General features: G+C 64.3%; 17 protein-coding genes. 7 read left to right on the top strand and 10 right to left on the bottom strand.

The features are described 5' to 3' along the window. Positions 1–81 precede the first annotated feature (81 nt). The 3 genes from NOV86_RS18610 to NOV86_RS18620 are packed head-to-tail and all read right to left on the bottom strand — an operon-like array spanning position 82 to position 1,049. The gene (locus tag NOV86_RS18610; protein ID WP_267643278.1) at positions 82–393 is read right to left on the bottom strand and encodes a cupin domain-containing protein; all 312 of its coding nucleotides are present in this window, start codon (positions 391–393) and stop codon (positions 82–84) included. Then, complete coding sequence (locus NOV86_RS18615; protein ID WP_267643280.1) at positions 390–797, bottom strand: cupin domain-containing protein; 408 nt, start codon at positions 795–797, stop codon at positions 390–392. The genes NOV86_RS18610 and NOV86_RS18615 overlap by 4 nt, the downstream gene beginning before the upstream one ends. A 6-nt stretch (positions 798–803) precedes the next feature. Further along, entirely contained in the window at positions 804–1,049 is a 246-nt protein-coding gene (locus NOV86_RS18620) for a hypothetical protein (protein WP_267643281.1), read from the bottom strand. Positions 1,050–1,290: 241 nt separating this feature from the next. Here NOV86_RS18620 and NOV86_RS18625 point away from each other — a divergent pair, with 241 nt between their 5' ends. From NOV86_RS18625 to NOV86_RS18635, 3 genes are all read left to right on the top strand, one after another. Continuing rightward, on the top strand, positions 1,291–1,773 hold the full coding sequence (locus NOV86_RS18625) for an Lrp/AsnC family transcriptional regulator (RefSeq protein WP_267643283.1): 483 nt from the start codon (positions 1,291–1,293) through the stop codon (positions 1,771–1,773). A gap of 341 nt (positions 1,774–2,114) precedes the next feature. Next, entirely contained in the window at positions 2,115–3,605 is a 1,491-nt protein-coding gene (locus NOV86_RS18630; protein WP_267643285.1) for a proton-conducting transporter transmembrane domain-containing protein, read from the top strand. Further along, complete coding sequence (locus NOV86_RS18635) at positions 3,595–6,048, top strand: DUF2309 domain-containing protein (protein ID WP_267643286.1); 2,454 nt, start codon at positions 3,595–3,597, stop codon at positions 6,046–6,048. The genes NOV86_RS18630 and NOV86_RS18635 overlap by 11 nt, the downstream gene beginning before the upstream one ends. A 104-nt stretch (positions 6,049–6,152) precedes the next feature. Here the strand turns inward: NOV86_RS18635 and NOV86_RS18640 are convergent, their stop codons facing one another. Continuing rightward, entirely contained in the window at positions 6,153–10,082 is a 3,930-nt protein-coding gene (locus NOV86_RS18640; RefSeq protein ID WP_267643287.1) for a PAS domain-containing protein, read from the bottom strand. Between the two features lie 259 nt (positions 10,083–10,341). Here NOV86_RS18640 and NOV86_RS18645 point away from each other — a divergent pair, with 259 nt between their 5' ends. Together NOV86_RS18645 and NOV86_RS18650 are read left to right on the top strand one after the other, a co-directional pair. Then, positions 10,342–12,873: an efflux RND transporter permease subunit gene (locus NOV86_RS18645; RefSeq protein WP_267643289.1), complete on the top strand. Its 2,532-nt coding sequence runs from the start codon at positions 10,342–10,344 to the stop codon at positions 12,871–12,873. 99 nt (positions 12,874–12,972) lie between these two features. Beyond that, on the top strand, positions 12,973–13,974 hold the full coding sequence (locus NOV86_RS18650) for a Cdc6/Cdc18 family protein (protein WP_267643290.1): 1,002 nt from the start codon (positions 12,973–12,975) through the stop codon (positions 13,972–13,974). 81 nt (positions 13,975–14,055) lie between these two features. Here the strand turns inward: NOV86_RS18650 and NOV86_RS18655 are convergent, their stop codons facing one another. The 3 genes from NOV86_RS18655 to NOV86_RS18665 all read right to left on the bottom strand — a co-directional run bounded on the left by NOV86_RS18655 (position 14,056) and on the right by NOV86_RS18665 (position 15,861). After that, a complete protein-coding gene (locus tag NOV86_RS18655; protein ID WP_267643292.1) occupies positions 14,056–14,661 on the bottom strand; it encodes a hypothetical protein in 606 nt (201 codons plus the stop codon). Positions 14,662–14,808: 147 nt separating this feature from the next. Beyond that, the gene (locus NOV86_RS18660) at positions 14,809–15,174 is read right to left on the bottom strand and encodes a rhodanese-like domain-containing protein (protein ID WP_267643293.1); all 366 of its coding nucleotides are present in this window, start codon (positions 15,172–15,174) and stop codon (positions 14,809–14,811) included. A gap of 171 nt (positions 15,175–15,345) precedes the next feature. Continuing rightward, a complete protein-coding gene (locus tag NOV86_RS18665; protein ID WP_267643295.1) occupies positions 15,346–15,861 on the bottom strand; it encodes a 2'-5' RNA ligase family protein in 516 nt (171 codons plus the stop codon). Positions 15,862–16,047: 186 nt separating this feature from the next. On the opposite strand from NOV86_RS18665, the gene NOV86_RS18670 reads away from it, so the two are divergent. Continuing rightward, a complete protein-coding gene (locus tag NOV86_RS18670; RefSeq protein ID WP_267643296.1) occupies positions 16,048–16,860 on the top strand; it encodes an inositol monophosphatase family protein in 813 nt (270 codons plus the stop codon). Positions 16,861–16,904: 44 nt separating this feature from the next. Here the strand turns inward: NOV86_RS18670 and NOV86_RS18675 are convergent, their stop codons facing one another. Continuing rightward, a complete protein-coding gene (locus NOV86_RS18675; protein WP_267643297.1) occupies positions 16,905–17,840 on the bottom strand; it encodes a hypothetical protein in 936 nt (311 codons plus the stop codon). 265 nt (positions 17,841–18,105) lie between these two features. Beyond that, positions 18,106–22,497, bottom strand: coding sequence for a hypothetical protein (locus tag NOV86_RS18680; protein ID WP_267643298.1), 4,392 nt, complete (start codon positions 22,495–22,497; stop codon positions 18,106–18,108). 83 nt (positions 22,498–22,580) lie between these two features. Between NOV86_RS18680 and NOV86_RS18685 the strand changes: the two genes are divergently transcribed. After that, entirely contained in the window at positions 22,581–22,757 is a 177-nt protein-coding gene (locus tag NOV86_RS18685) for an AbrB/MazE/SpoVT family DNA-binding domain-containing protein (protein WP_267643300.1), read from the top strand. A gap of 50 nt (positions 22,758–22,807) precedes the next feature. Here the strand turns inward: NOV86_RS18685 and NOV86_RS18690 are convergent, their stop codons facing one another. Continuing rightward, on the bottom strand, positions 22,808–24,505 hold the full coding sequence (locus NOV86_RS18690) for a hypothetical protein (RefSeq protein WP_267643302.1): 1,698 nt from the start codon (positions 24,503–24,505) through the stop codon (positions 22,808–22,810). Positions 24,506–24,710 lie beyond the last annotated feature (205 nt).

Here is a 24,710-nt window from a genome sequence, read left to right on the forward strand (position 1 = left end):
AAATATTCGAGGGCCGTCACCCTCGCCAGGATACGCCGGCATCGTGGCCGAGAGAGATGGTGTCGTGGAAAGCGGCCCGGTTCAGTCGCGCTCCTCGGGTGTCCTGGCGAGTATCACGAGTGCCGTACTCGCTTCGGTCGCGACCGGCGAGATCGACCGGTCACCGTCGAAGTGAGCGATGTCACCCCCCGACAGTTCGAACGACTCCTCGCCGAGATGCAGCGTGATACCCCCCTCGAGGACGTGAAGGACGACCGTCCGCCCCGGATGCTGGTGGGGTTCGACCCGTTCTCCTGCGTCGAGTGTGAGTCTGATAGTCTTCGGTTCGGCTCCCTCGAAGACCGTCGCGTGCGGTGCTCCCTCCAGTTCTTTCAGGTTCCGTATCGTCGTCATTCTGGGTCCTCCGATGGCTGCGATGGTCGGCCGGCCGGTTCGAACTCGCCCGCCCGGATGCCCCGCCTCACGGGGTCGTGTTCGGCCTCGGTCGGGGGTGGCGCGGTCACGAGCAGGGCTTCGAGGCGCTCGTCGTCGGCCGCCCTGATGCCCCGGGCGGTCCCGGCCTCCACGACGACCGCGTCGCCCGGTCCGACCTGGTGTTCGGTCTCTGCCTCGCGGACCACACCGGTTCCCCGCCGGACGCTTATGACCACGTCACTCGCCGGCGCGTGCACGGGGACGAACTGGCCGGGTTCGAAGAACCCGCAGACGACCTTCGACCGGTCGGTACGGAACACCTCCTGGGCGGAGAAACGCTCCTCGTCGTAGGTACGGACGGTCTCGAAGTCGATAGCTGGCATCGAATCTCACCCCGGACGACAGACGTCGCACCCGATGGACCATACCCCGAGCAGGACGATGACGGCTGGAACGTGCGCGATAGCGAGCAACGGGAGCGTGAGCCAGCCGAGGTCCAGCGCGCTGCCGAGCGTGCGGGCTCCGGTCCCGAGCAGTGGCAGGGCGACCAGCGCACCGAGCGTGATGCCCAGCCGAGCCGGCAGCGACTGGTCGTCGATCACGTGATGGAGGTGTCCCACGTGTTCGTGGATCATCGTCGCCCACCACCGTTCTGGCGTCCGCATCTCGGTTCTAGCGTGCGATGCTGTGTGTCCTCGCCCGTTTTAGGCTGACCTAAAGCCATGTGTGTTGCTGGAGGCAGGACGAGGTTCAACGTTTCCACGAACATGTTCGCTGGGTCGATCGTTCCTGTCGTGAGTCCGAGGGGGCGACCGCCGCTTTCGCTGCTGGCCCCCATCTACAAGGATAAAGTGTCTCTGCTGCGGACGGACCAGTATGACCGACGAAGAGATCGACGAGGTCGACAGGGCCATCCTCTACGCGCTCCAGGAGGACGCCCGGAACATGTCCTCGGGCGACATCGCGGAACGAACCGGTACCTCGGGCAGCACCGTCCGGAAGCGCATCCAGCGCCTCGAATCCGACGGGATAATCAAGGGCTACAGCGCGAACGTGGACTACCAGCGCTCCGGCTATCCCCTCCGGATGTTGCTCTTCTGCACCGCGTCGATACCCGAACGCGGCAACCTCGTCCCGAAGATACTGGACATCGAGGGCGTCGTCTCGGTCCAGGAGCTGGTGACGGGCGAACAGAACCTCCTCGTGACGGCCGTCGGCGAGACGGACAGTGACATCACCCCGGTCGCACAGGAGCTCCTCGACATGGGGCTCACGGTCGCCGACGAGGTGCTCGTTCGCAGTCACGAGACGACGCCCTTCGGCAGGTTCGTCCCCGGGGGAGCAGACGACGAGGAGTGAGCAGCGGCCCACGTCGTCGAGGCTGACCCCTGTTTCTGCGGCTTCGTGACGCCCGACCCGTGGTACCGAAGTGTTCGCGAGTGGTGCCTCTTCGAACAGTCTGGTCGAACCACTCGGCTACTGTCCAGGTGCGAGTCCGCCGTCGCAGGCGTCGAGACGGTCCTGTACGCCGGACGTCGGAGAACATAATGTTCTTTAATACGAGATTTTAGGAACGATTTGGGAATAAAGATAGATTTAATAGGCAATCCGTTCGTTCTATAGGGTAGAGACGACCGGCGGCCGAAGTCGGGGGTCGGTTCGTGCCGCGACGCGGGCGTCGGTCGTGGAGACACCTAACGATGACAGGACAAGGAGAGACGACGACGGTAGGAACGCTCCCCACGCCGGGGACCGAACGGTCGCGGGTGCCTGCGACCCTGACCCGACTCGTGTGGGTCCTGTGGGTCGTCAGTTGTGGCGCACTGCTCGCCCATCTCTTCAGCGGTGAGACCTGGTCGGTCACGGGACTCGTGACGGTCGACGGCCTCACCGTGACGATGTGGGCGACGGTCACCTTCTTCAGCGGTATCGTGCACAGCTACTCCCGGCGCTACATGGCCGGGAGCCGGACCATCGACGAGTTCTTCACGCGCGTGTTCGCGTTCACGCTGGTCGTGATGGTGCTCGTCGCGGCCGACAGCCTCCTCGTGTTCGCGGCCGCCTGGCTCGTGATGGGCCTCGTGATGGCCGAACTCGTCGGCCACGTCCGGGGCTGGAAGCAGGCACGGGCCGCCGCCGCGGTCGCGCGCCGGTACTTCCTCGCGAGCAGTGGGGTGCTCTCGGTCGGTCTCGCGGTGCTGTGGTGGACGACCGGCGCGACGACCATCTCGGGTGTCGCGACGGCCACCGGGTCGGGGTCGCCGACGGTTCTCCTGCTGGTCGCCGCCGGCGCGCTCGTACTGGCGGCGATGGTCCAGTCGGCCCTCCTCCCCTTCCACACGTGGCTGCTCTCCTCGATGACCGCGCCGACGCCGGCCTCGGCCCTGATGCACGCCGGCTTCGTCAACGCCGGCGGCATCCTGCTCGTCCGCTTCGCCCCGGTCGTCACGGTCGACGCGGGCGTCATGCTCGCCATCGTGCTCGTCGGCGCGACGAGCGCCATCGGCGGAAAGCTCATGAAGACCGTCCAGACCGACGTGAAGGGGACCCTCGGCTGCTCGACGGTCGGCCAGATGGGCTTCATGCTCATGCAGGCCGGCCTCGGCTTCTTCGCGGCCGCCATCACCCACCTCGTCCTGCACGGCTTCTACAAGGCCTACCACTTCCTCGCCTCGGGGAGCTCGGTCGCCCACGAGAGTCCGTCGACCGCGAAGTCGACTGGTTCCCCTGGTGTCGTCGGGGCCGTGGTCGTCGCCATCACCGCGCTCGCCGGGGGCGCCGTCTTCGCGCTCCTCACCGGCAAGGGCCTCGAGTCGGGGAGTGGTCTCCTGCTGACGCTGCTCGTCGTGCTCTCGGTCCTGCTGGCCGCTCGCGGCGCCGTCGCCGACACATCGCTCCCGACGACGCTCCGGTACGGGGCCGTCCCGGCCGTCGCCCTGCCGGCCATCGCGGTCTACGCGGCGGTCTACAGGGTCGTCGAGGGCCTGCTCGCCGGCCTGCCCGCGGTGGGCCAGCCGGCCGAACTGACGGTGGTTCACGGCGTCGTCGCCCTCGCGTTCGTCGCGGCGTTCGTCGCCATCGAGACCGGCGTCTACCGGCGCAGCGAGCGCCTGTACGTCGCACTGTTGAACGCGACCCAGCCCGCGCGTGAGACCATGCTGACCTCCAGGGAGGACTACAATGAGTACTGAATCCGGAATCGAGACGAGTATCGACGCAGCAGCCGACGCGGTCGGCTCGGTCTGGCCGCTCCATTCGTTCGTGACGGCCAACCCGCTGGCCGGCTTCGAGGACCGGCCCTTCCACGAGGCCGTCGCGGATGCAGAGCGCCTCCTCGGCGGCGACGGCTACCCGAGTGCCGAGGTGTTCCGCCGCGCCTTCGAGGCCGGGCAGATCGACCCCGAGGTGCTCTCGCAGGAACTCGCCGAACACGGCTACGACCTCGACACCGAGGCGGCTCTCGACCGCATGGCGGCCGAGGACCGGGACACGGCGACCGACGCTGCTTCCGTGGACGAGTCGGCCACGACGGCCACGGACCGGGTCGACGCCGTGCTGACGAAGTGGCTCGCCGTGTTCCTCGACCAGGGCCGCGCCGAGTGGCCCATGCCGAACCGCGAGCAGGGGTTCTACGCCGCCATCCGGCGCATCGCCCCCCACGACCGCGACATCCCGGACGGGGAGGCGTTCACCGCACTGCCCGAGAGCCCGACCGAGGCCATCCGCGAGCACCTCGCGGACCAGCCACTCGGCGAGTGGCAGGACGTCTTCGAGTTCCAGCTGGCGGCGCTCCCGGGCTGGACCGGCTACCTGAAACAGCGTGCCGCCGGCGGGGACGCCTGGCAGACGGAGTACCCCATCACGCTCTCGGAGTACCTGGCGGTCCGCCTGACCCTCGTGGACCTGTTCGACGCGCCCATCGCGCCCGAGGAGGTACCGGACGAGGGAGGGACGGACACGGAACTCGCGGACGACCGGGTTCCACTCCCCGAGGTCTGGCTGACCGCCTGGGAGGCGACCTACCGCGCGGAACTGGTCGGGTCGCTCACCGAGACGAGCGCGGCGACGACCAGGGCGGCCGACGGTGGCCGTCCCGACGCCCAGCTGGTCTTCTGTATCGACACGCGCTCGGAGATCATCCGCCGCCACGTCGAGGCCCAGGGCGACTACGAGACCCACGGCTACGCCGGCTTCTTCGGCATCCCGATGCGCTACGCCGGCTACGATTCGGACGTGACCGTGGACGCCTGCCCGCCGATCCTCGACGCCCAGCACCGCATCGCGGACCACCCGAGAAGCCGCACCAGTGCCGCGAAACAGGAGCACGACCGCTGGCACGACACGCTCGGGGCCAGCCAGCGCGTGATGAAGCGCCTCAAGTCCAACGCCGCGACCGCGTTCAGTTTCGTCGAGAGTGCGGGCGTGGGCTACGGGGCCGCACTGGCCGCCCGGACGCTCCTCCCGGCCCGCGTGTACGACCTCCTCGACGCCGCGGACGAGCGCGCCCCGCACGACCACGAGTTCTGCGAGCCCTCGGTCGACTACAACCCGGACTCCGTCCACGAGTTGCGCGAGGGCCTCACCCTCGACGAGAAGGTCGAGTACGCCGCGACGGCCTTCGAGCTGATGGGCTGGGAGCGCTTCGCCCGCGTCGTCGTCTTCGCCGGCCACGCCAGCCAGACCGCGAACAACCCGTTCGACTCGAGTCTGGACTGCGGTGCCTGCGCCGGGAACCCCGGCGGCCCGAACGCCCGCGTCCTCGCGGCCATCTGCAACGACGACGAGGTCAGGGCCGCACTCCGCGAGCGCGGTATCGAGATACCCGAGGACACGGTCTTCGTCGCCGGCGAGCACAACACCACCACCGACGAGGTCGACCTGTACGACAGCACCGTTCCCGACTCCCACGAAGACGACATCGCACAGCTCCGGGCCGACCTCGACGCTGCGCGTGACGGGGCTGCCGCGGAGCGTGCCGGCGACATGGGCGCCGACGCCGACTCGGGCGTCCACGAGACCCAGCGCCGCGCCGCCGACTGGGCCGAGACGCGCCCCGAGTGGGGACTGGCCGGGAACGCCGGGTTCGTCGTCGGCCCCCGGTCGCTCACCGAGGACCTGGACCTCGACGGCCGGTCGTTCCTCCACTCCTACGACTGGACGACCGACCCCGACGGCGACGCGCTCGAGACCATCATGACCGGCCCGATGGTCGTCACCCAGTGGATCAACAGCCAGTACTACTTCGCGACCGTCGACAACGCGGTGTACGGCAGCGGGTCGAAGGTGACCCAGAACCCGGTCGGGAACGTCGGCGTCTACCAGGGCAACGGCGGCGACCTGCTGACCGGCCTCCCGCTGCAGTCCCTGCTGGCTGCCGACGACGACCCGTACCACCAGCCCCTCCGCCTCTCGACGGTCATCCACGCGCCGGTCGACCGCTTGACCGAGGTCCTCTCCGAGCACGAGCACCTGGCCGCCCTGCTCGACAACGACTGGCTCTCGCTGACGGTCGTCGACCCGACCCAGGAGCACCGGGCGTTCCACTACGAGAGCGACCTCGACTGGGAACCGGTCGCCCCGCGGGCGGCGACGACCCCGGAGATAACCGGCGAACCGACCGCCGCGGACGACTGACCACGGCGTCGATAGCCGGGGTCCTCCGGTCCCTCGTTCTCGCCGGGACAGACGGTACACTCGTCCCCGAGGCGGGGTCGCCTCTCGCGTCTGGCGCGTTCCCCTCAACCGGTCTGTCGGAACTCGAACCGTGCGCCACCGTAGCTGCCCTCGGTCAGTGAAACCTTCCAGCCGTGCACACTCGCGATCTCCTCGACGATGGAGAGCCCGAATCCGGTTCCGCCCTCGTTGGAGGTGACACCGCTTTCGAACACCTCCTCGCGCTTCTCCGGTGGAATCCCATCGCCGTCGTCCTCGACGTAGAACGCTCCGTCCTCGCCCGCTAGCGGACCTACACTGACGGTGACGTCCGCGCCTGCGTGTTCGACCGCGTTCCGGAAGAGGTTCTCGAAGAGCTGGGTGAGGCGACCGCCGTCGCCGGCCACCGTCGGAACGTCGGCTGCGGCCGACAGCGTCGCATCCACGGTGTCGACGTATCCCCACGCCTCCACGGCGACCGTCCCGATATCGATCTCTTCGGGGTCGGTAATCGCCGTGCCACCCCTGGCCAGGGTGAGGAGGTCCTCGATGAGCCGTTCCATCCGGTCGTGCGCCGCCGCGACCTCCTCGAAGTGGCCCGGGTCGCCGGTTTCCTCGGCCACGTCGAGGAACCCCATCGCTATCGTGAGTGGGTTGCGCAGGTCGTGGGCGACCACGCTCGCGAACTGGTCGAGGCGTTCGTTCTGCCGCTGGAGCACCTCTTCGCGGCTCGCCCGTGCGATAGCCGCCTCGAGGGTCGACCCGAAGATCCGTAACAGGTCGATGTCGGTCTCCGAGATGTCACCGGGTGAGGACGATCCAACAGCGAGGAGTCCGTCCTCGCCCAGCGGAACCAGTATCTCGCTCCGGAGTGCCGTGTCCGGGTTGTGACGGGTCGTCTGGCTCTGAACGTCGTCGTACGAGCGCAGTTCCCCGGTCTGGAAGGCCTCCCACGCGAGGCTGTCACCACCGGTGAACCGTGGCGACTCGTCGAACAGCTCCCGGGCCACTGCCGTCTCGGTGACGGGAACCAGGGCGTCCTGCTGGGCGTTGTACTCCCAGATGCCGGCGATGTCGAACCCGAGTACCTCCTCGGCTGCCTCGACCGCAACCTCCCCGATTTCGGCCGTCGACGTCGCCATGCTCAGCTCCTGTGCCGTCTCCTGGAGCGCCCGCAAGTTGCGCTCGAGGTCCTTCTGGTCCGTGATGTTCTCCAGCACGACGAGTACGCTCGTGACTGTCCCCTCCTCGTCGGTCAGGGGAGCCATAGACATCAGTCCGTCTAGCCGTCTCCCGGCGCCCGTTTCGAGTTCTATCTCTTTCCTGTGCACCCGTTCGCCATCGAAGGCACGGGCCCGGTAGGTGTCGAACTCGCCCTGCTGTCCGTGGGGAAGCGACGGCGTCTCCCCCAGAACGTCCTCTCGACGGATTCCGAACATCTCCTCTGCACCCTCGTTCAAGCGAACGACGGTCCCATCACGGTCGATTTCTGCGATGGTGAGAGGGGCAGCCTCAACGAGCGACTCCAGTCGCTGGTTCGTCGCTTCGAGCTGTCGTTCGCGTTCGACTCGCTGGGTGATGTTCCGGGCGATACCGACGATGCGGACTACCTCACCGTCGACCACGACCGGGGCAAGGCCGGTCTCCCAGTACCGGGCGTCCTCGGTGACCGGCAGTTCCTCGCGGTACGATATCGGCTCGCCTTCGGCGATGCAGCGACGGTAATTCGCGTCCAGTTCTGTGCCCTGCTCCTCCCCGAACACCTCCCGTGGGGTCTTCCCCTGGACGTCGTCGGTCGTGAGACCGGTCTGTTCCTCGTACCCCGAACTGAGGCGGGCGAACCGGAACTCGGGTTCGTCCTCGGCCCCCTCGACGTCGACGAGGAAGATAGCGTCGCCCGAGGTCTCGAGCACCGCCTCGTACTCCTCTGCGAGTTCCCGGCGTTCTTGGTCCTGCCGCTTCCGCTCGGTGATGTCCTGAAGTACGCCGCGTAACACGGTTCCACCGTGTTGCTGACTCTCGACGGGTTCACCCCAGGCGCGCACGTCACGCACCTCCCCATCGGCGCGAACGATCCGGAGGTCGAGGTCGTACGGGGTCCCGTCTTCGACCGCCCGTTCGACCGCCGCCGTTATCCTCTCCCGGTCGTCGGGGTGATAGAACTCGATTCCGTCGGAGAGCGTGGGGTCGTACGTCGGTTCGACGCCGTGGATACGGCGCACCCCGTCGGACCAGGTCAACTCCCCGCTCGACGGCTCGTACTCCCAGATGCCGATGTCGGCGATATCCTGGACGCGGTCGAACAGGAACTGCTGGCGCTCGAGTTCGACCCGGCTCCGGTCCCGGGACAGTTCCGCACTCACCAGTTCGGACAGCAGTTCGACGTAGGTCCGTTCCGGCTCACCGAAGGGGGTCACCGCGGCCTGCGGGCTGGAGAAACTGATTGTCCCGTACTGCTCACCGTCGACGTCGATCGGGACGCCAATGTACGACTCGATGCCGCGGTCGTGGTAGGCCGGATGCGTCTCGTACCCGGCGTCGACTGCATCCTGGAACGAACAGACGGTGCTCTGGTCGACGACGTCTGCACAGTACGTCGACCCGAGGTCGAAGCGGTCTCCCGCCTCGATGTCGGCTACCGGTGCGTGGACTGCACGGACGGTGTAGTCGCCCCCTTCGATCCGGGAGACGATGCCGACGTCCAGGCCGAGCGTCTGACAGCCCGCTTCGAGCAACCCGGCCACCCTGTCGTCGGTCGAACCGGCGTCCTCTGCCATGACCCGCTGTAGCTCACGGAGTGCGTCCCGCTCACGCTCGACCTGCTGGTGGTCGTCGCTCTGGGTGGTGATGTCACGGGCGACGACGAGCACCTCCCGGCCGTCAGGGTTACAACATGGTGTCAGTCGGACGTCGAACGTCCGGTCACCCGTGGCGGTCCGCAGGCCGATGCGCAGGTCGGCGTCGTACAGGCCCGAGGTACCCCCGTCGCTCTCGAACTCCTGCAGGGTCTCCTCGACGGCCCGGACGAAGCGCTCGGCGTCCGCGTCCGCGACCCGGTCGCTCACCAGCGAGTCGAGTCGTACCTCCTCGATGTTCGCGGGGGCCGGCTCCCCGAGGGCCCTGGCGGCCGAATCGTTCGCGAACTTGATGACGCCGTCCTCGTCGAGGACCAGGACCACGTCGTGGATGCGCTGGAGGATGGTCCTGTCCCGCTCCAGTTCGTGCTGTCGCTCGCGTTCTTCGGTGACCTCGCGAGAGAATATCGTCAGTCCGTTCTCGTCGGGGAAGACCCGAATCTCGACCCAGTAGTCGAACGGGTCACCGACGTGGTATTCGAACGACGCCGGCTCGCCGCTCTCCATCGCGGCCCGGTACCGGTCCTCTATCTCGGTCCCGCGCACGGAAGGGAACTCCTCCCAGAGGACGCTGCCGATGACGGCCGACGGGTCACGTCCGACCCGGTCCGCCATCCTGTCGTTCATGTACTCGATACGCCAGTCGTCGTCGACGGCGTAGACCGCGTCGGTCGTCCGGTCGAGCGTTCGCTGCAGTTGCCTGTTCGCGCGTTCGGCTGCCGTGCGCTCGCGCGCGGCCGAGACGAGCGTCTGGATGCGACTCGCGAGGAGGTCGAAGTCGTTCCGCTCCGCGCGAATCGGGATGTAGTCGGACACGCCGGCGCGGGTCGACTCGCCGGCGATCTCCTCGCTCCCGTGTCCGGTGAAGAGGATGATGGGGATGGTCTCGTCCCGCTGACGAACCGCGCTGGTGAGGTCGATCCCATCCGAGTCCGCGAGGGAGTACGCCGTCACCATACAGTCGAGCTGTTCGTCCTCGAGTGTCTGAAGGGCGGTCTCGCGGTCTCGCGCCGAGAGGTACTCGACGTCGTCGATTCTCTGGCCGAGTTTGGTGCGAACCAGCTCGGTGAACGCGGGGTCTGAGTTCACGTAGAGGACCTTCGTCGGTCCAGCAGGTGGGTTCGCGGGATACGTCACGATTGCTACCTCTTGTAAGTGCATCGACCTAAGCGTTGTTGCAGACGTCGACGGACGTGCTGACGACCCCGGAACCGACCCCCCGCGACGCCGACGCCTCCCCGAGTTTCTGGCTCGGAAACTGTGCCTCCATCTGTTTATGTTCGATAGCACAACGTTCGCCCGAGATGCGACACAGCATGGTCCCACGTCGCTCGCATCGCCGCCCTCCAGACGGGTCCCCACCGTCTCCCAGAGGTGAACGACCGGCACACCGGCGCAGACGGCCTTCCGGAGGTGACCGATGAGGGGCGCCCTGTCGCGGGTGCTGTCGGTCGTCGTCGACCACAGCCTCGTCGTCCTCCTCGTGATGTTACTCACCTCGGCCGGCGTCGTCTACGGCGTCACCGACCTGCAGATGCAGAGCCAGGCCGACGGCAGCGACGCCGTCGGTGACACCGAGGAGTTCCAGAAGTACGAGTACGTCCAGGAGCACTACACGAACCGCTCGAACGGGACGGACGACCGCGAACCGGCCGTCGTCTACGTCCAGAGCGACGCCGGCAACGTCCTCTCGAAGGCGTCGCTCCGCGGGTCGCTGGCGTACCAGCGGTCGGTCCTGGCGAACGAGTCGGTCGCCGGTGCCCTGCCCGAGCGTGGCGGCGTCGTCGGCGTCTCGAACCTCGTCGCCAGACAGCTCGCCGGCGACCCTGACGCGACGCTCGACGAACAGATCGCGGCGCTCGAAGCCGCCTCCGACGAGGAGGTCCGGCGCGCAGTCACCAGGACCCTCGGTGAGGGGTCGACGGCGCTGTCCCTGCTCCCGAACGACTACGAGCCCGGGACGGCCACGGCCGACAGTCGCCGCATGGTCTTCCAGTTCGCGGCCGGTGCCGAGGACGACGCCGGTCCCCGGAGGGCCGCGACGGAACACCTGTACGAGACCGCCCGCGACCGCGAGGACCCCACGTACTACACGCTCGGTGAGCACGCCATCGCGTCGCGGAACCAGCAGATGAACAGCGACACGATGGAACTCGTCCTCCCGGTCGCGCTGCTGGCCATCCTCGCCGTGCTGGTGTTCAGCTACCGCGACCTCGTCGACGTCGTCGTCGGCTTCACCGGGGTCCTCCTCTCGGTCCTGTGGATGTTCGGCATCCTCGGGTGGCTCGGCGTGCCGGCCGGGATGACCCTCATCATCGGCCCGGTGCTCATCGTCGGCCTGAGCGTCGACTACGGCCTCCACGTGTTCATGCGCTACCGCGAGCAGCGGGGCGAGGACGACGACATCCGCGAACCGATGTACCGCGGGCTGTCCTCGGTCGGTGTCGCGCTCGCGCTCGTCACCGTCACCACCGCGGTCGGGTTCCTGGCGAACCTCACGAACGACTTCACCGTCATCCGCGAACTCGCCATCGGCATCACGCTGGGCGTCGTCTCGGCGTTCGTCATCTTCGTCACCGTCGTCCCCGCGCTGAAGGTGACCATCGACCGGCTCCTCGAACGCGTCGGCCTCGACCGGCGGAAGCAGCCCCTCGGGAAGTCCCGGTACCTCGAACCGCTCCTCGCCTCGGGTGCGACCGCGGCGAGGAAGGCCGCCCCCGTCGTCGTGGTCGTCGCCCTCCTGCTCGGGGCGGTCGGCGGCTACGCCTGGACCGAACTCGACCGCCAGTCCTACCAGTCCGACCAGGACGGCGTGGCCGAGTGGAAGCAGGAGCTACCCGAACCACTCGCCTGGGAGGTCCATCCCTACGACGAACACAGCGAGTACGTCGACCAGCACTACCGGGCCGCAGACCAGCAATCGCGCCGGTCCTCGCAGATACTGGTCGAGGGGTCGGTGACCGCACCGGAGACGCTCGAACGCCTCCACGAGGCCCGCGAGTCGGTGCGCGACTCGGGCGTCGCGTTCGAACGGAACGGGAAGGTCCCCGTGCGCTCGCCCGTGACCGTGATGCAGGCCGTCGCGGCGCAGGACGAGGCGTTCGCACGGGTCCTGCGGTCGGCCGACACCGACGGGAACGGCGTCCCCGACCGGAACCTCGAGACGGTCTACGACGAACTGTACGAGACCGCACCCGAAGAGGCCAGTCTGGTCGTCGAGCGCGCCGACGGTGAGTACCGCTCGGTCCGGATGGTCGTCCCGGTCCAGCCGAGCGCCACCTACGACACGCAGGCCGAGGCGATGCGCGATGCCGCCGCGGTCGTCCACGCCGAGGAACAGGACCTCGATGCCATCGCGGTGGGCAGGGGGACCATCAACGCCGCGGAGTCCACCCAGACCGCGAACAACATCCTCGAGACCCTCGGCATCGCGCTCGTGGCGGTGTTCGTGATGCTGACGCTCGTCTACCGCATCGCCGAGGGCAGTGCGACCCTCGGGGCCGTCACCGTCGTGCCAATCACGCTCGTGACCGCCCTCGTCGTCGGCGGGATGTACGTCTTCGACGTGCCACTGACCCTGCTGACGGCCCTGCTCATCAGCCTCGTCGTCGGGCTCGGAATCGACTACAACATCCACGTCAGCGACCGGTTCGCCCAGGAGCTGGCCGCCGGCAGGGACGTCCACAGCGCCCTCCGCGAGGCGGTCACCGGCACCGGGGGCGCACTGCTCGGGAGCACGCTGACCTCGACCGGTGCGTTCGCCGCGTTGCTCCTGCACCCGCACCCGCAGATCACGAGCTTCGGCACGCTGGTCGTGCTGGCGCTGAGCACGTCGTTCGTGGTGAGCGTGTTCGTGCTGCCGAGCATGCTCGTCCTCTGGGCGAAGGCCTTCCACGACCCCAGCCCGCAGCCCGCGGCCGGGAGCGCGACGCAGGCGACTGGTAGCGACTGAGCCGAGACGATTCGGTCGCGACCGGCGCTATAGCGAGTATCGGCAATATCGGCAACACCACGGTTCCGTTTATTGTCCTGCCCTGCACACACCTACCTGATGATCGCCGACGCCCGCGTCCTCCAGCCCGAGTTCATCCCGCAGGAGGTCGAGCATCGCAACGCCGAGGTGAACCACCTCTCGAACGCGCTCAAGCCGATCATGGACGGGCAGTCCGGCGAGACCGCCCTGCTGTACGGCCCCAGCGGCGCCGGCAAGACCTGTATCGCGAAGTACACCGTCGAGAAGCTCCGCGAGAACGTCCTCGACATCAACACCCAGTACGTCAACTGCTGGCAGGACTACTCCCGGTACCGCGTCCTCTACCGAATCCTCGAAGGAATCAACGAGACCGTGGACGTCCAGCGTCAGTCCACCCCCAAGGACGAACTCTCCGCACGACTGCACGACTACGACGGCCCGCAGTACGTCATCATCCTCGACGAGGTCGACCAGCTCCAGGACTCGAAGGTGCTCTACGACCTCTACCAGGCCCACAAGATAACCATGGTCCTCGTCGCCAACCGCGAGGAGGAGCTCTTCTCACAGCTCGAGGACCGGCTCGTGAGCCGCCTGCAGAGCTGCGTTCGCATCCAGTTCGACAAGTACCACATGGAGGAACTGGTCGCCATCCTCGAAGCCAGGGCGCGCTGGGGACTCACCGAGGACAGTATCGGCAACCGAGAGCTCAGGTTGATTGCCGATAGTGCGGCCGGGGACGCACGGGTCGGTATCGGCATCCTCCGGTCGGCCGCCCGCCGGGCAGACCAGCAGGGCACGGACGAGATCACGCGGAGCATCATCGAGGAAGCCGTCCCCGCCGGCAAGGAAGAGGTCCGACAGAACACGCTGGAGCGCCTCACCGACCACCAGCACGCCCTCTACGACATCATCGAGGAAGCGGGCGAGATATCGTCGGGCGACCTCTACGAGAGATACGTCGAACGCCTCGAGGACCCGAAGGCCAAACGCACGATGCGGTACCACCTCAAGAAGCTCGACCACTACGGCCTCATCACGAGCCACGGCGAGAAACGCGGGCGGTCCTACAGTATCGCGTAGGCCGGTCTGCTCGTCCTGGAGACCGGGTACGAACGAGTCACGGGCGGGGCCGACGAAACATCGTCGGGGTCTGTGATGCGACTATGATCCCTCTGTGCGCCCGTCGAACACCGCGGTGAAGCGTGCCAGCAGTGCGAGCACGATGGCGATGCCGAGCGTCGGATACTCCACCCTGACGAACGTCCACTTCAGCGTCTCGGAGACGTTCACGAGGCCGATGAGGACGGTCGCGTAGTCCTCGGGGTTGGTGTACATCAGGATGACCCAGAGGTTCTCCAGCGAATCGAGGAGTCGCGAGAAGACCGTCAACACCATCCCGATCTTCGGGACCAGTGCCAGTCGTCCGCGGGGCGCCAGCACGTGCAGGACGAGCGAATGGAGCGAGAAGAACAGGAAGAAGCCCGCGACGATGAAGACGTAATCGAGGACCGAGAGCAGCACCACGGAGTCCATGACCGGCTCGAGGGCCCGCAGTATCGTGTCGACCTCCGCCCGGGTCGTCGTCTCCTGCAGGTCCGTGGTGGTGTAGCCGGACGTCTCGATGCGGCGTGTCACCGGGACGAACCCCAGGGCGATCACGCCGACGAAGGTACAGAACGAGACGACGGCGACGCCAGCGTGGGCCCTGGGCGAGAGTGCATCGGCGTATCGCTCCACAGGGCGGAAGAGTGCAGTGGGGCGTTGCATACGGGGAATAACGTGTACGCACGCTTCCTTCAATCTCATTCCCGACGGTTCTGAGCAGCCTGATCTACTGGTGCCGGTGGTGTTCAGTTGCAGCACCTCTGCGTGAATCGTTCAGCGTGTCGAGACCTGCTTTCCCAGAACCGGGCCTCAAAACAAACGCCAGAGCAATGATCGAACCTTATACCCCAACGTGTCACCCTGGTAGCCACGCCAGCCACTCATCCCACCGGCGAGCGTGGTCGCCTCGTACCCCTCGTCGTCGAGGACGCTGGTCGCTCGCTTTGCAACGATGCCCATCTTACAGACGGTCACCACCTGGCGGTCTCTGGGGATACCGTCGAGACGTTCCCGGAGGGCGTCAGTGTCACCCGAACGAAGGGCCTCGTATACGGGAAGGTTCTCGCTCCCGTCGATGTTCCCATTCTGGTAGGCATCTCGGGGGCGGATGTCGAGGACGAGGGGTTGTTCACTATCGATCCTGGCGTCCAGTTCGTCGGGGCGGATCTTGCTCATCACTCCCGCTTCTGGGTGGTACCGGTAAAGCGTGCCGACCGACTCTGCCTACTCCACTGTGGTACGCGTCTTCAGATCGACTCGGTAGACCGTTCGGGGCGGGTTGGCGAGACCGAACGAGTTGGTGCCTGAATGTTACCGAAGTATCGGGGACTGGACGGGATGCGAGACTCAGAGCTGGTACTCAGCTACGGGTTCCCAATCGGGTACATCACCGCCTGTATCGACAACTTCGACCGTCGAAATCTGTATGCTGTTCGGTAGCGACTCACTATCGACCGAATGGACCGCATCTAGTCGCTCCTGGAGGGGCATATCGCTGTATACCAGGCTCAGATGGGGAACATACATACTGTTCTCCTGTCCTAACTCCTCGACAGCACGCTGATTTAATGATAGTAACTCGATCGATGGATTCGCGAGGAGGAAGACGCACTGGTAGGTCGTCGTCGAACATGACAGACTCATGAACTCGACCTCGAACGGAGTTTGGCTGTCTGTGAGTTCCCGGGCTTTTGATTCGATTACATCGCGCTCCACTTCGATCCCTCCGAGAACCGTGATATGCGGCCGGAAATCTGGGGCGTCGGGATACTTTTCAGCGTATTCTCCAATCGTCTGGTCAAGTGCTTTATATTCCGGCGACCCCTCGTCTGGAATCAGCCAGATAGAATACACGTTGGACATGGTAGAGGTAACCGTGTAAGTGGATAAAATAGTACCGCTCATCGCAATCACTGGCTGTTCTCGCATGCACTGCAGGGCAACCCGGAGCCCGCCCGGTCGCCCTTCGCGACATCGTTCTCTCATTTTGTCTTGTGAACGGGTGAAGTGGCTCAGTCAAACGTGTATGCGAGACAACGGAGCCGTTATATGACGAGAGGAAGGATATCGTTCCGTGCCCAGACAGTAATGGATACTAAATACCTGGAAGTGGCGAAGGAGGCGGCTTTAAACGCTGCAGAGGTACAGCGTGCCCGATTCGGAGACGTATCCTCATTCGAATACAAGGAGGGGAACGAGATCGTAACAGAGGCAGATTACAGGTCGGAAGAGGCGATCAAATCTGTTATCAACGAGCGTTTCCCACAGCACACGGTTATCTCAGAGGAATCCAATCCAGCTCTCGAGCTGCCCCCGGAGCATGTCTGGGTCGTCGACCCGATCGACGGAACGGTAAATTATCAACACGGCTTTTCACAGTTCTGTGTCGGAATCGCGTTACTAGACGAGCAAGGTGTCAAAGTCAGCGCCATCCACAACCCGATCTCGAAGGACATGTACACTGCTGTCAGGGACGGTGGTGCGAGGCTCAATGGAGACCCAATCGGTGTCTCCGACACCGAACGCATGGCGCAGTCCCTGCTAGCTGCTAGCTGGTCAAATGAGGAATTTTCTGAGAAGGAGATCTTTGACACACTCCGGGAGATACACACTTCCTCACACGGTTTTCGAAAGACCGGATCCGCGGTTCTGTCCATGGCGTTGACTGCTGCTGGTGTCTTCGACGGTCATTGCTCGATATCACTCGGAAAGTGGGATGTCGCCGCAGGGATATTACTGGTCGAAGAGGCCGGAGGCAAAGTCACAAATTTAGCAGGTGACGACGACCACCGGAAGATCATCGACGATTCGATCGTGGCGACCAATGGCCAGATTCACGAGAGCTTTAGAGAGATGCTGTAGTTATTTCACCGGCAAACCTGAGCGGGTCGATACGACCCGGTACTTTACTTCATTGTCGATTCGGAGTATTCTGCTATCTGCTTGAATAAATCATAATTCGGGAAGAGTTCGTGGATGTCCTCGGGCTGGTCCGAACTAACCCGTCTGACCCATTCCTGAACGTCTCGGTCCTCCATCTTCATCCGGTTCTGCCACCGTTCTAATTCGGCTGGCGTGTCTTCTCCTTCGAGTAGTTCTTCAAGTGTGGTAGCGTTGCTCCAGATCGCCTGGAAGACGTCCATGTACCACCTGTTGAGGAGCGCAAAGTCGTACATCGAATCCCGTTCTGTAACGATGGTGGGGTTGAGGTGACCCGACATCGGACTCGGTCGATGATCGTAGTCGGCGAAGGTGTACCAGCCGAGCCCGAGCACTGCATCGCCGTACTTTATCCCGTTTATCGAGGCCTGGTTCTTATAAAACCGGATATTCAGTCCATCCCACTCATGATGATACCGGTGGAAGTTCACAATCGCGTTGCAGACGGAATTCACCTGCTCTTCGTTGATGATATGGTCTTTATCAGGATATTTGAGGAGGAGGTAGGTTTCAAGCTGTTTCTCTTTCGCCGACCTGATCGCCGTCGACGTCGAGTCGGATCCGCCCCCATAATTCAGCATGTATGCTGTTCTCGACTCGAGATTGCTCAGTTCGCGGTTGGCCAGATTCTCATATCCGTCGGTCGTGGTCGGGAAGACAGATGTTGAGGACGTTAACAGTCTGGTGATCGAATGCATCTTGGTTTCTAAGAGTTCCAGCAAAACGAACAGCAACACGACCACGTACAGGATGTTTTGCTCTATCGATATGTAGGACGGAACAATGATGCTCAGTACTGTCCCAACGAAGAGAACCAGCAAAAGCAAGACCTTCACCCCCCGCCGAATCGGCTTTTGATTGTATTCCTGCCAGAGCAATTGTCGATAACGGTCCAACGCCATTGGATATCTCATTTTGACGCTGTGTATTTAATGTTGCGTTGAAAATTAATTTCCAGTGAACAAACAGTCCGTGCCCTGCCTTCTCGACGCAACACGTTCGAAGTCTTCCGGTGGCAGAGACGGCCTCCCCTTCCTGCGTCCGCCAGAACCGTAGGTTGCTCCCCAGGGGTCGTAACCCGCTGGACAGGTGTATACGTACGTGCCGCCCTGCTCGCCGCTCGTGCCATCCGCGTCGCTCGCGACCGGCCAACCGGGCATTGGAGCGCTACTGGGCGACCGTCTCGCGCCAGTCGAGAGCTGCGATGAGATTGTCGTGGGTGTCCTCGAGTGTCGTCGCCGTCGCCTCGACGACCGCTTCGGCCGTCTCGGCGTCCTGTTCCCTGATGCGACCGACCTCGTCGCGAAGGCTGTCGAAGGCTGGATGGTCGAAGTCAGCTCGGAGCCAGATACGGTCCACCGCCGCGGCGAACACCGCACCGCAGGCATCGATCCACTCGTCGGGCACGTCGGTGGCCTCGAACGACCCGTCCATCCCGGTCCGCTCGAGGAACTCGGTGACACACCAGACAACACCGGAACGACCGGTGTCGCCGGCATCCAGCTGGTCGAGCAGCCCCGCGTAGACCTGCCCGATGTCGGCCAGCGAGAGGTCGGCTTCCGTCTGCTCCAGAATCGCCTGGGTGAGTGGGCTCTCCGGCCCCGGGCGTTCGGCGAGAGCATCGATACCGCCGCCCACGATATCGCGCAATCGGCCGTGTTCATCCTGGGTTGCGGCAGCCCGACTCGCGAGGTGGGCGATCCAGTCCCGCCCGGCGTTGTCCTTGCGCTCGATCATCTGGAAGGCCGAGACGTATGTATAGACGACCGCCTCGTCGGGGGCTACGTCGACGACCTCGGATTCGGCCAGCGATGCACGCAGGAGCGATAGCATCCGGTCGGGCAGATCGCTTGCCTCGGCGACCGTGGTATCCTCCGCGGTCTTTGCGATCGCTCCCCCCATGGAGTTGTAGAGGAACTCGGACGTGTGGTATGCCGACGCCGAGTCGGCGACCACACGACGGCCGAGATGGTCGAACCAGGCAGAGTACTGGTCCACGTCGCTGGGGTCGAACGCTGCCAGAATTGCCTCATCCCGTTCCTCTCCTCCCTGCTCCATCCGCAGGTACAACAGCTTCAGCAGTGTCGCATAGAGGTTGGCGAAGAGGGCGCCCTCGGCTCGGTCCGACTCGAACTCCCGCACGCGCCGCAGCGTGTCGACGAGATAGGCGACCCAGTGTCCGGCATCGTCCGGCGACGACAGGTCGACGAACCTCCCGACCGCGTTCGTGCAGACGTTGACCAGATAGATTATCCCCTCCGCGTTCGGTGGTTCGCGGTCGACCGCCGCCTCCAGGGTGGCATCAATCCAGGGCTCGGGCCGTATCTCGACCGTGGCCGCCGTCCGCGTCCTGATGGTTTCAGCGATGATGTAGCCGACCGCGTTCCCGAGTCCGTGCTCGTCGAATTCGGTCTCCCTGAGGTCGTCTCCGGCGGCCGCTCGAGCCGCGTCCCAGACGGTATCGACCCACCCTCGGGCGTCCTCGGTGCTCCGCTCGATACTCGGTCGCGTCGCTACCATACCCAAGGTGCCGCTGGCGGCGTGGGTCAGCCGGGTCGTGTGGTCCATCGGACTCCCGTCCGATGAGATGCCCTCGAAAAGCCGCCGAACGTGGTCCTGGATATCGGGGTCGTCGCGGCGCTGTTCCAGCGCCGATATCAGAGCTGTAAGTACCGTGTTCCGCATCTCCAGGTCGGTGATCTGCGAATCCGATAGCAGTGTCTCGGGGACCGTCGACAGGACCTCCTCGAACACGGCCAGTATCTCGTCCAGCCCACGCCTGTCGGCAAGCCGGAGGACGGCAGTCGCGACGAGTCGGACATCGAACTCCAACTCGGTAGCGATGAACCCCGCATCGCGCCGATCCCACAGTGTCTGGCCGACCTCGAACACCGCGGTGGCCTCCTCGTGGTCGTCTGCCTCGATGTGGTTGACAGCGAGAAGCCCGAGGATGTTCGCGAGCACGACGTCACCCGGAATGCCGGAGCGCTCGGCTTCGATACCGACACCCCTCTTGAGCCGACTCGCACCAGCTTCGATGAGCGTCGACTCGATGGGGAGCCGACCGATGGCAAATCCACGAACGGCACTGAAGAACACCTCGTCGCCGAGTCTGTCGTGCAGGTCCCCGCTGGAGAGCCCTTCATGCAGAGAATCGAGTAGCACCCCGCTCTGTTGCGCGACTCGCGGCTGGATTCCCTGCTGGTCCCACCGTTCGGCTGCCAGGTACGCCAGGGCCAGACTCAGCGAGAGCCGCAGGTAGCTTCCCGTAGATCCTGCTGCCCGTGCTCTGGTGAGATAGGTCCCGAGATCACCGTTCCGGAGCGCCTGTTCACGGAACACCACCTCCGCGTAGATATCTGGTGTGACCTCCCAGGTCTCGTCACCTGCCAGTGATGGTGTCTCCCCGCCGACCCCGTCGTTGCCGGTTCCATCGACTACATCTCCACGTAGATAGCCCGAGAGCGGACCGACGCTCCTGGCCAGATGGCCCGCATCCACGGCGGGCCCGGTCACGGCGAGCAACTCGTCGGTCGTCGTCTCCCGGAGGGCACAGAGCGGACCGAACACGGCCTTCCCGACCGGTATCCCCTCGACCGTCATCACGTCCTCTCCGAACAGCGGTTCGACATCGCTCCAGATCAGGTCGTGTGGCGAGTCGACGTCGGAGAGCGGTCTGTCCTCGAGGACGGCGAACCGGGTGGCTATCTTGGCGATCTCCGGATTCCCCTGAGCCAGCTCCGTGGCCTCCCGGATCACCGCCTCACGGTCGCCCTGATGGTCGAGTTCGTCGAGCACCCATCCCGAGATCCGCTCGATGACCGGCCGCCGCCCATCGGTCGACCCACCCGCCTCGTCGTCGAACCGGTCGAACTCGATCTCTGCACGGGCCGACCAGCGGGCCTCTTCGGTGGGGCCGAGACCGAGCGTCCGCTTTGCATCCAGGAGCTCCTCGTAGAAGTCCTCGCGACACTCGACGATGACGGTCCCGCACGTCCCTTCACCGAGCCAGTCGAGGAGGTTCTTCAGTCGGACCGGCTGGCGGAATGCGGCGGTGCCGACCCGATAGCTGGTGAACACTATCGGTTGCTCCTGCGTCGCCCGAAGACCATGGCGGACGAGACTCACCGACTCCGCTTCGAAGTTCGGGAGTCTGACCTCGTGTCCACGATCGCGGAGTTCCCTGCACGCTCGAAGGGCCGCCGTCGTCTTCCCGGTCCCGTGGGGGCCACGCAGCAAGATCAGGTCGTGTTCGTCGACCGCATCGAGGATCTCGTCGGGTTCGTCCCCCACGTACGTCTCGAGAACGCGGGATACGTCGTCGATCTCCAGCTGCAGTATCCGCGACTCGTCCTCGCGGACGCGGCGGTCGAGGCGGTCGATGTCGTCGACGGCGCGTCCGAGACTCTCCGAGACGAGGGCCGTCCGCTCGGAGATCGAACCGACACGTGCTTCGAGGTCGGCCAGCGAGCGCTCGAGTCGCGCGAGCGTCTCTTCATGTGCCGCAAACGACTCCGTGACGTCCGCTCGCAACTCGGGGAACTCCTCGCAGACACACTGGAGCCGGTGGAGGTTCCCGCTGCTGGTGAGTGTCTCGAGGTTCTCCAGCGTCTTCGGCGGCAGCCCCAGCTGTGCCTCGATCCGCTCTGCTGCGAGTGGGTCGAGCTCCTCCTCGAGGATCCGGTCGAAGATGTCGCCAGTAGGGGGCTCGTCATCTCTGAGGAGGAGCCAGACGGCGAGGGCACCCGCACCGGCCACCGGGACGGTCCCCATCAACGAGAGCCCGGTGAGGTGGAGCCCGTCGGCCGAGAGGAGCTCCGACGCCGAATCCTGGACGTCGTTGATGAGGCGGCTCAGGCTGAAGTTCTCCCCGAACTCACGGACGGCATCGACCGCGCCGTCCACGGACAGGATGGACCCGTTCGACGAAGCCGCGATCGAGAGGTAGCCCACGAGCCAGGGGACGACGGTCGGTCCGTAGCTGTCGACCGCAGATGCGAGTGGCTCGCTGTCGAACGTATAGCTCGGATACTCGAGTCGGTCGAGTTCGTTGGATATGGTGAACCCGTCGAGGTCGTCGTCGAGCGAGCGGATCGCGTCGACGACGGCGGTCGTATCCTCGGTGGGGTCGTACTCGATGAGCAGGAGCTGCTCGACCGATTCGAGGTACTCCTCGTCGAGTCCACCATCCGGGTTCTGACCGCTGCGTTCCTGTTCGAGGAGCCAGTCCAGCGACCGGGGGCGGGTCGAGAGACAGATTCCCCCCGTTCGGTCGAGGAGGTCCGGAAGGGCCGCTCGCTCGTCCGGCGTGGCCCGGAGGAACGCATCGTAGAAGTCGTCGAGGATGACGAGAGCATCCGAGCGTGCAGTGGCAGCCTCGTCAAGATCCCCGCAGAACGTGACCGCGTCGGTTTCCGTGGCCAGTGTCCGGAGTCGTTCTGTCTTCCCGATGTAAGGCGCCCCGAGGACAATCGATGTGCGTCCCCGCAGACGTTCGACGGTCAATTGCTCGGTGCGAACGGTATCCGTGTCGGCGGCCGATATCACGTCCTTCGGCATGCGTTCTCCCCCGTCACCTGTGGATGGCACAGGGTTCCCCGGCGGTCGGTATAAAATCCACGCCGGAACAGGCTCTGGCACCGATGGCCGTGATCGTCGCCGCTGTCGCGGGAATCAGGACGATGAGCTCGGACCACGGCGAACCTCGAATCGACACGAAGGGCAGGATGACGATTCCGAGGCCGGTCCGCGACCGCCTCAATCTCACGGCCGGTAATCAGGTCGACATCGAGGTCGGGACGGTCGTGATCAAACCATAGACCTCACATGGATTCCATCTACCGACAGACCGAGCGCAGCGACTACGGAACTAGCTAGTCCCTCCCTCGATCAGCCAATCAAGCAGTACCAGCAGCAGGCCAACGAGTCCAAGTACCACCAGAAGCCAGGCGATCGGGGATACGAAGAGCGCTTCGAGACTCCCCAGAATCAGCAACATGGCGAACACACCGACCCAGATGAGATGTTTGCTGTGTCCGTGGCGAGCTCCCAGCGAGATCTCGGGGAGATAGAATCCGAGTACGAGTGCCGGAACAATTAAAAACATGATGACGACAGCGGATTCGAGAGACATCCTCCCAACGGAAATCCAGGTGACGAATGCGACAAATTGGAGGGCTACGGCACTCAGGATGACCTTACCTTCGTCGTCAGCAGATCGTATGTCCTTCTCCTCCACCGCTCTAGTAGCATAGAAGAGATACAGAAGCGCCCCCGAGCCAGTCGTGTATACCATCGCAGAGAACGGGTGGTGATCGAAACTAGAACCAGACGCGGCGGTCAGGGACAAGAACAGTAACAGACTCATCGGAACGACGAGACCTCCCCTGGGTCGAGCGACAGGCGATGGCAAGTCCGCATCCTGCGTGTCCAGTGGAACAGTTCCTCTGTGTTCTCTTTCCCATTCTTGGAGATACTGAGGGACCCGATACATCTCTCGCAGCCAGAACCACAGCGTGTACGGACCTACGAGCATTTGAGTCACGACCCCACCAACGAAGCCCAAGGTGCGATAGAACCCCCACGACCGGCTGGAAAGAGTTCTCTGGGCCCATGCCTGCTGGAGTTCGTGGTGCAGGATGGTGAGCCCGAGAAGTGTATTCGCAAAGACGAGGACGGCAGCCATCGCCGTTCCCAGGATGATCGCCCCAAGAACCGCCCCTCCCTTCCGGCTTCGTAGACAGTACCGGGTCAGAGATCGGAGTCGACTCCCGACAGCAAAGAACTCCCTCTCTGTCGTATTCTCTTTCCCGGTTATTGCTATATACGCAGTAAGCCCCAGAATAGCCATCTCAGGAAGTGGAAACAGCACGACCCCGATGATAGCGGTGAGTCCGAAAACCACACACAGGAGAGACAATCGAACACTGATATTGAACAGCGCCGCCACCTGCGCTGCCTCACCTTGCCACCCCGGAATGTCGGCTTCAGTGATATATAGTGAGAGCGTACCGGCATCCAACCTGCCTGATTGCGCCCACACGGCCGCTTGTGTAGCAGGAGCGAGTCGAAACCAGCCTACGTCACGAGCGAGAATCAACACGAATACAACCACCGAAACCCCGACGGTTCCGATCAGCAGAACGCCGACCTCTGCGACCGAAGCGATCCCGAGCGAAGATCCGACCGATGCTGGAACGTCTCGTATGTAGATGAATACGTCCGGAGGGAAGGCGGTTCCAAGCAGTGCTCCGAGGAGGGTCGAGAAGAACCCTACGAGAATCCGGGCCGCCGGATACTCCGCTATCGAGGGGGACAGAGCGGATTGCTCGTCGCGTATCCAGTCCGGAGGTTCGGCCAGGACACCCTCTAGAGCCACCTCACTTGTGACATAGAAGTACAGCAGCCATTGCGAGATAGTCCCGACGAACCACAACGGGTCGACGAAGGCAGTTGTCACCCCCGATATGAACTCGACGACGACCTGCCACCCGAGGCTGTTACCGGCGAGAACGGCCAACATGTTCCATGGTTGTGAGACCACGGAACGGAGGCTATCCAGGTCCATCTCTCGAGCGGTTCTGTATCTGTGAAAGGTCGTGTCTCCCTCTTGTCTCACCGGTGTTATCAATGGTCTCGGTAGACTAGAAACTAGCCTGCCGAAAATACATAATAGTCGGTAATCATTCACATCACCTCCTGAGCAGTGAGCCAGGTTTACTGTAGCCTCGTCAAAGCCACGGAAAGCCGACAGCCGGCACGCATATTATTCT

This window comes from Haloarchaeobius amylolyticus (assembly GCF_026616195.1).
Taxonomy (GTDB): domain Archaea; phylum Halobacteriota; class Halobacteria; order Halobacteriales; family Natrialbaceae; genus Haloarchaeobius; species Haloarchaeobius amylolyticus.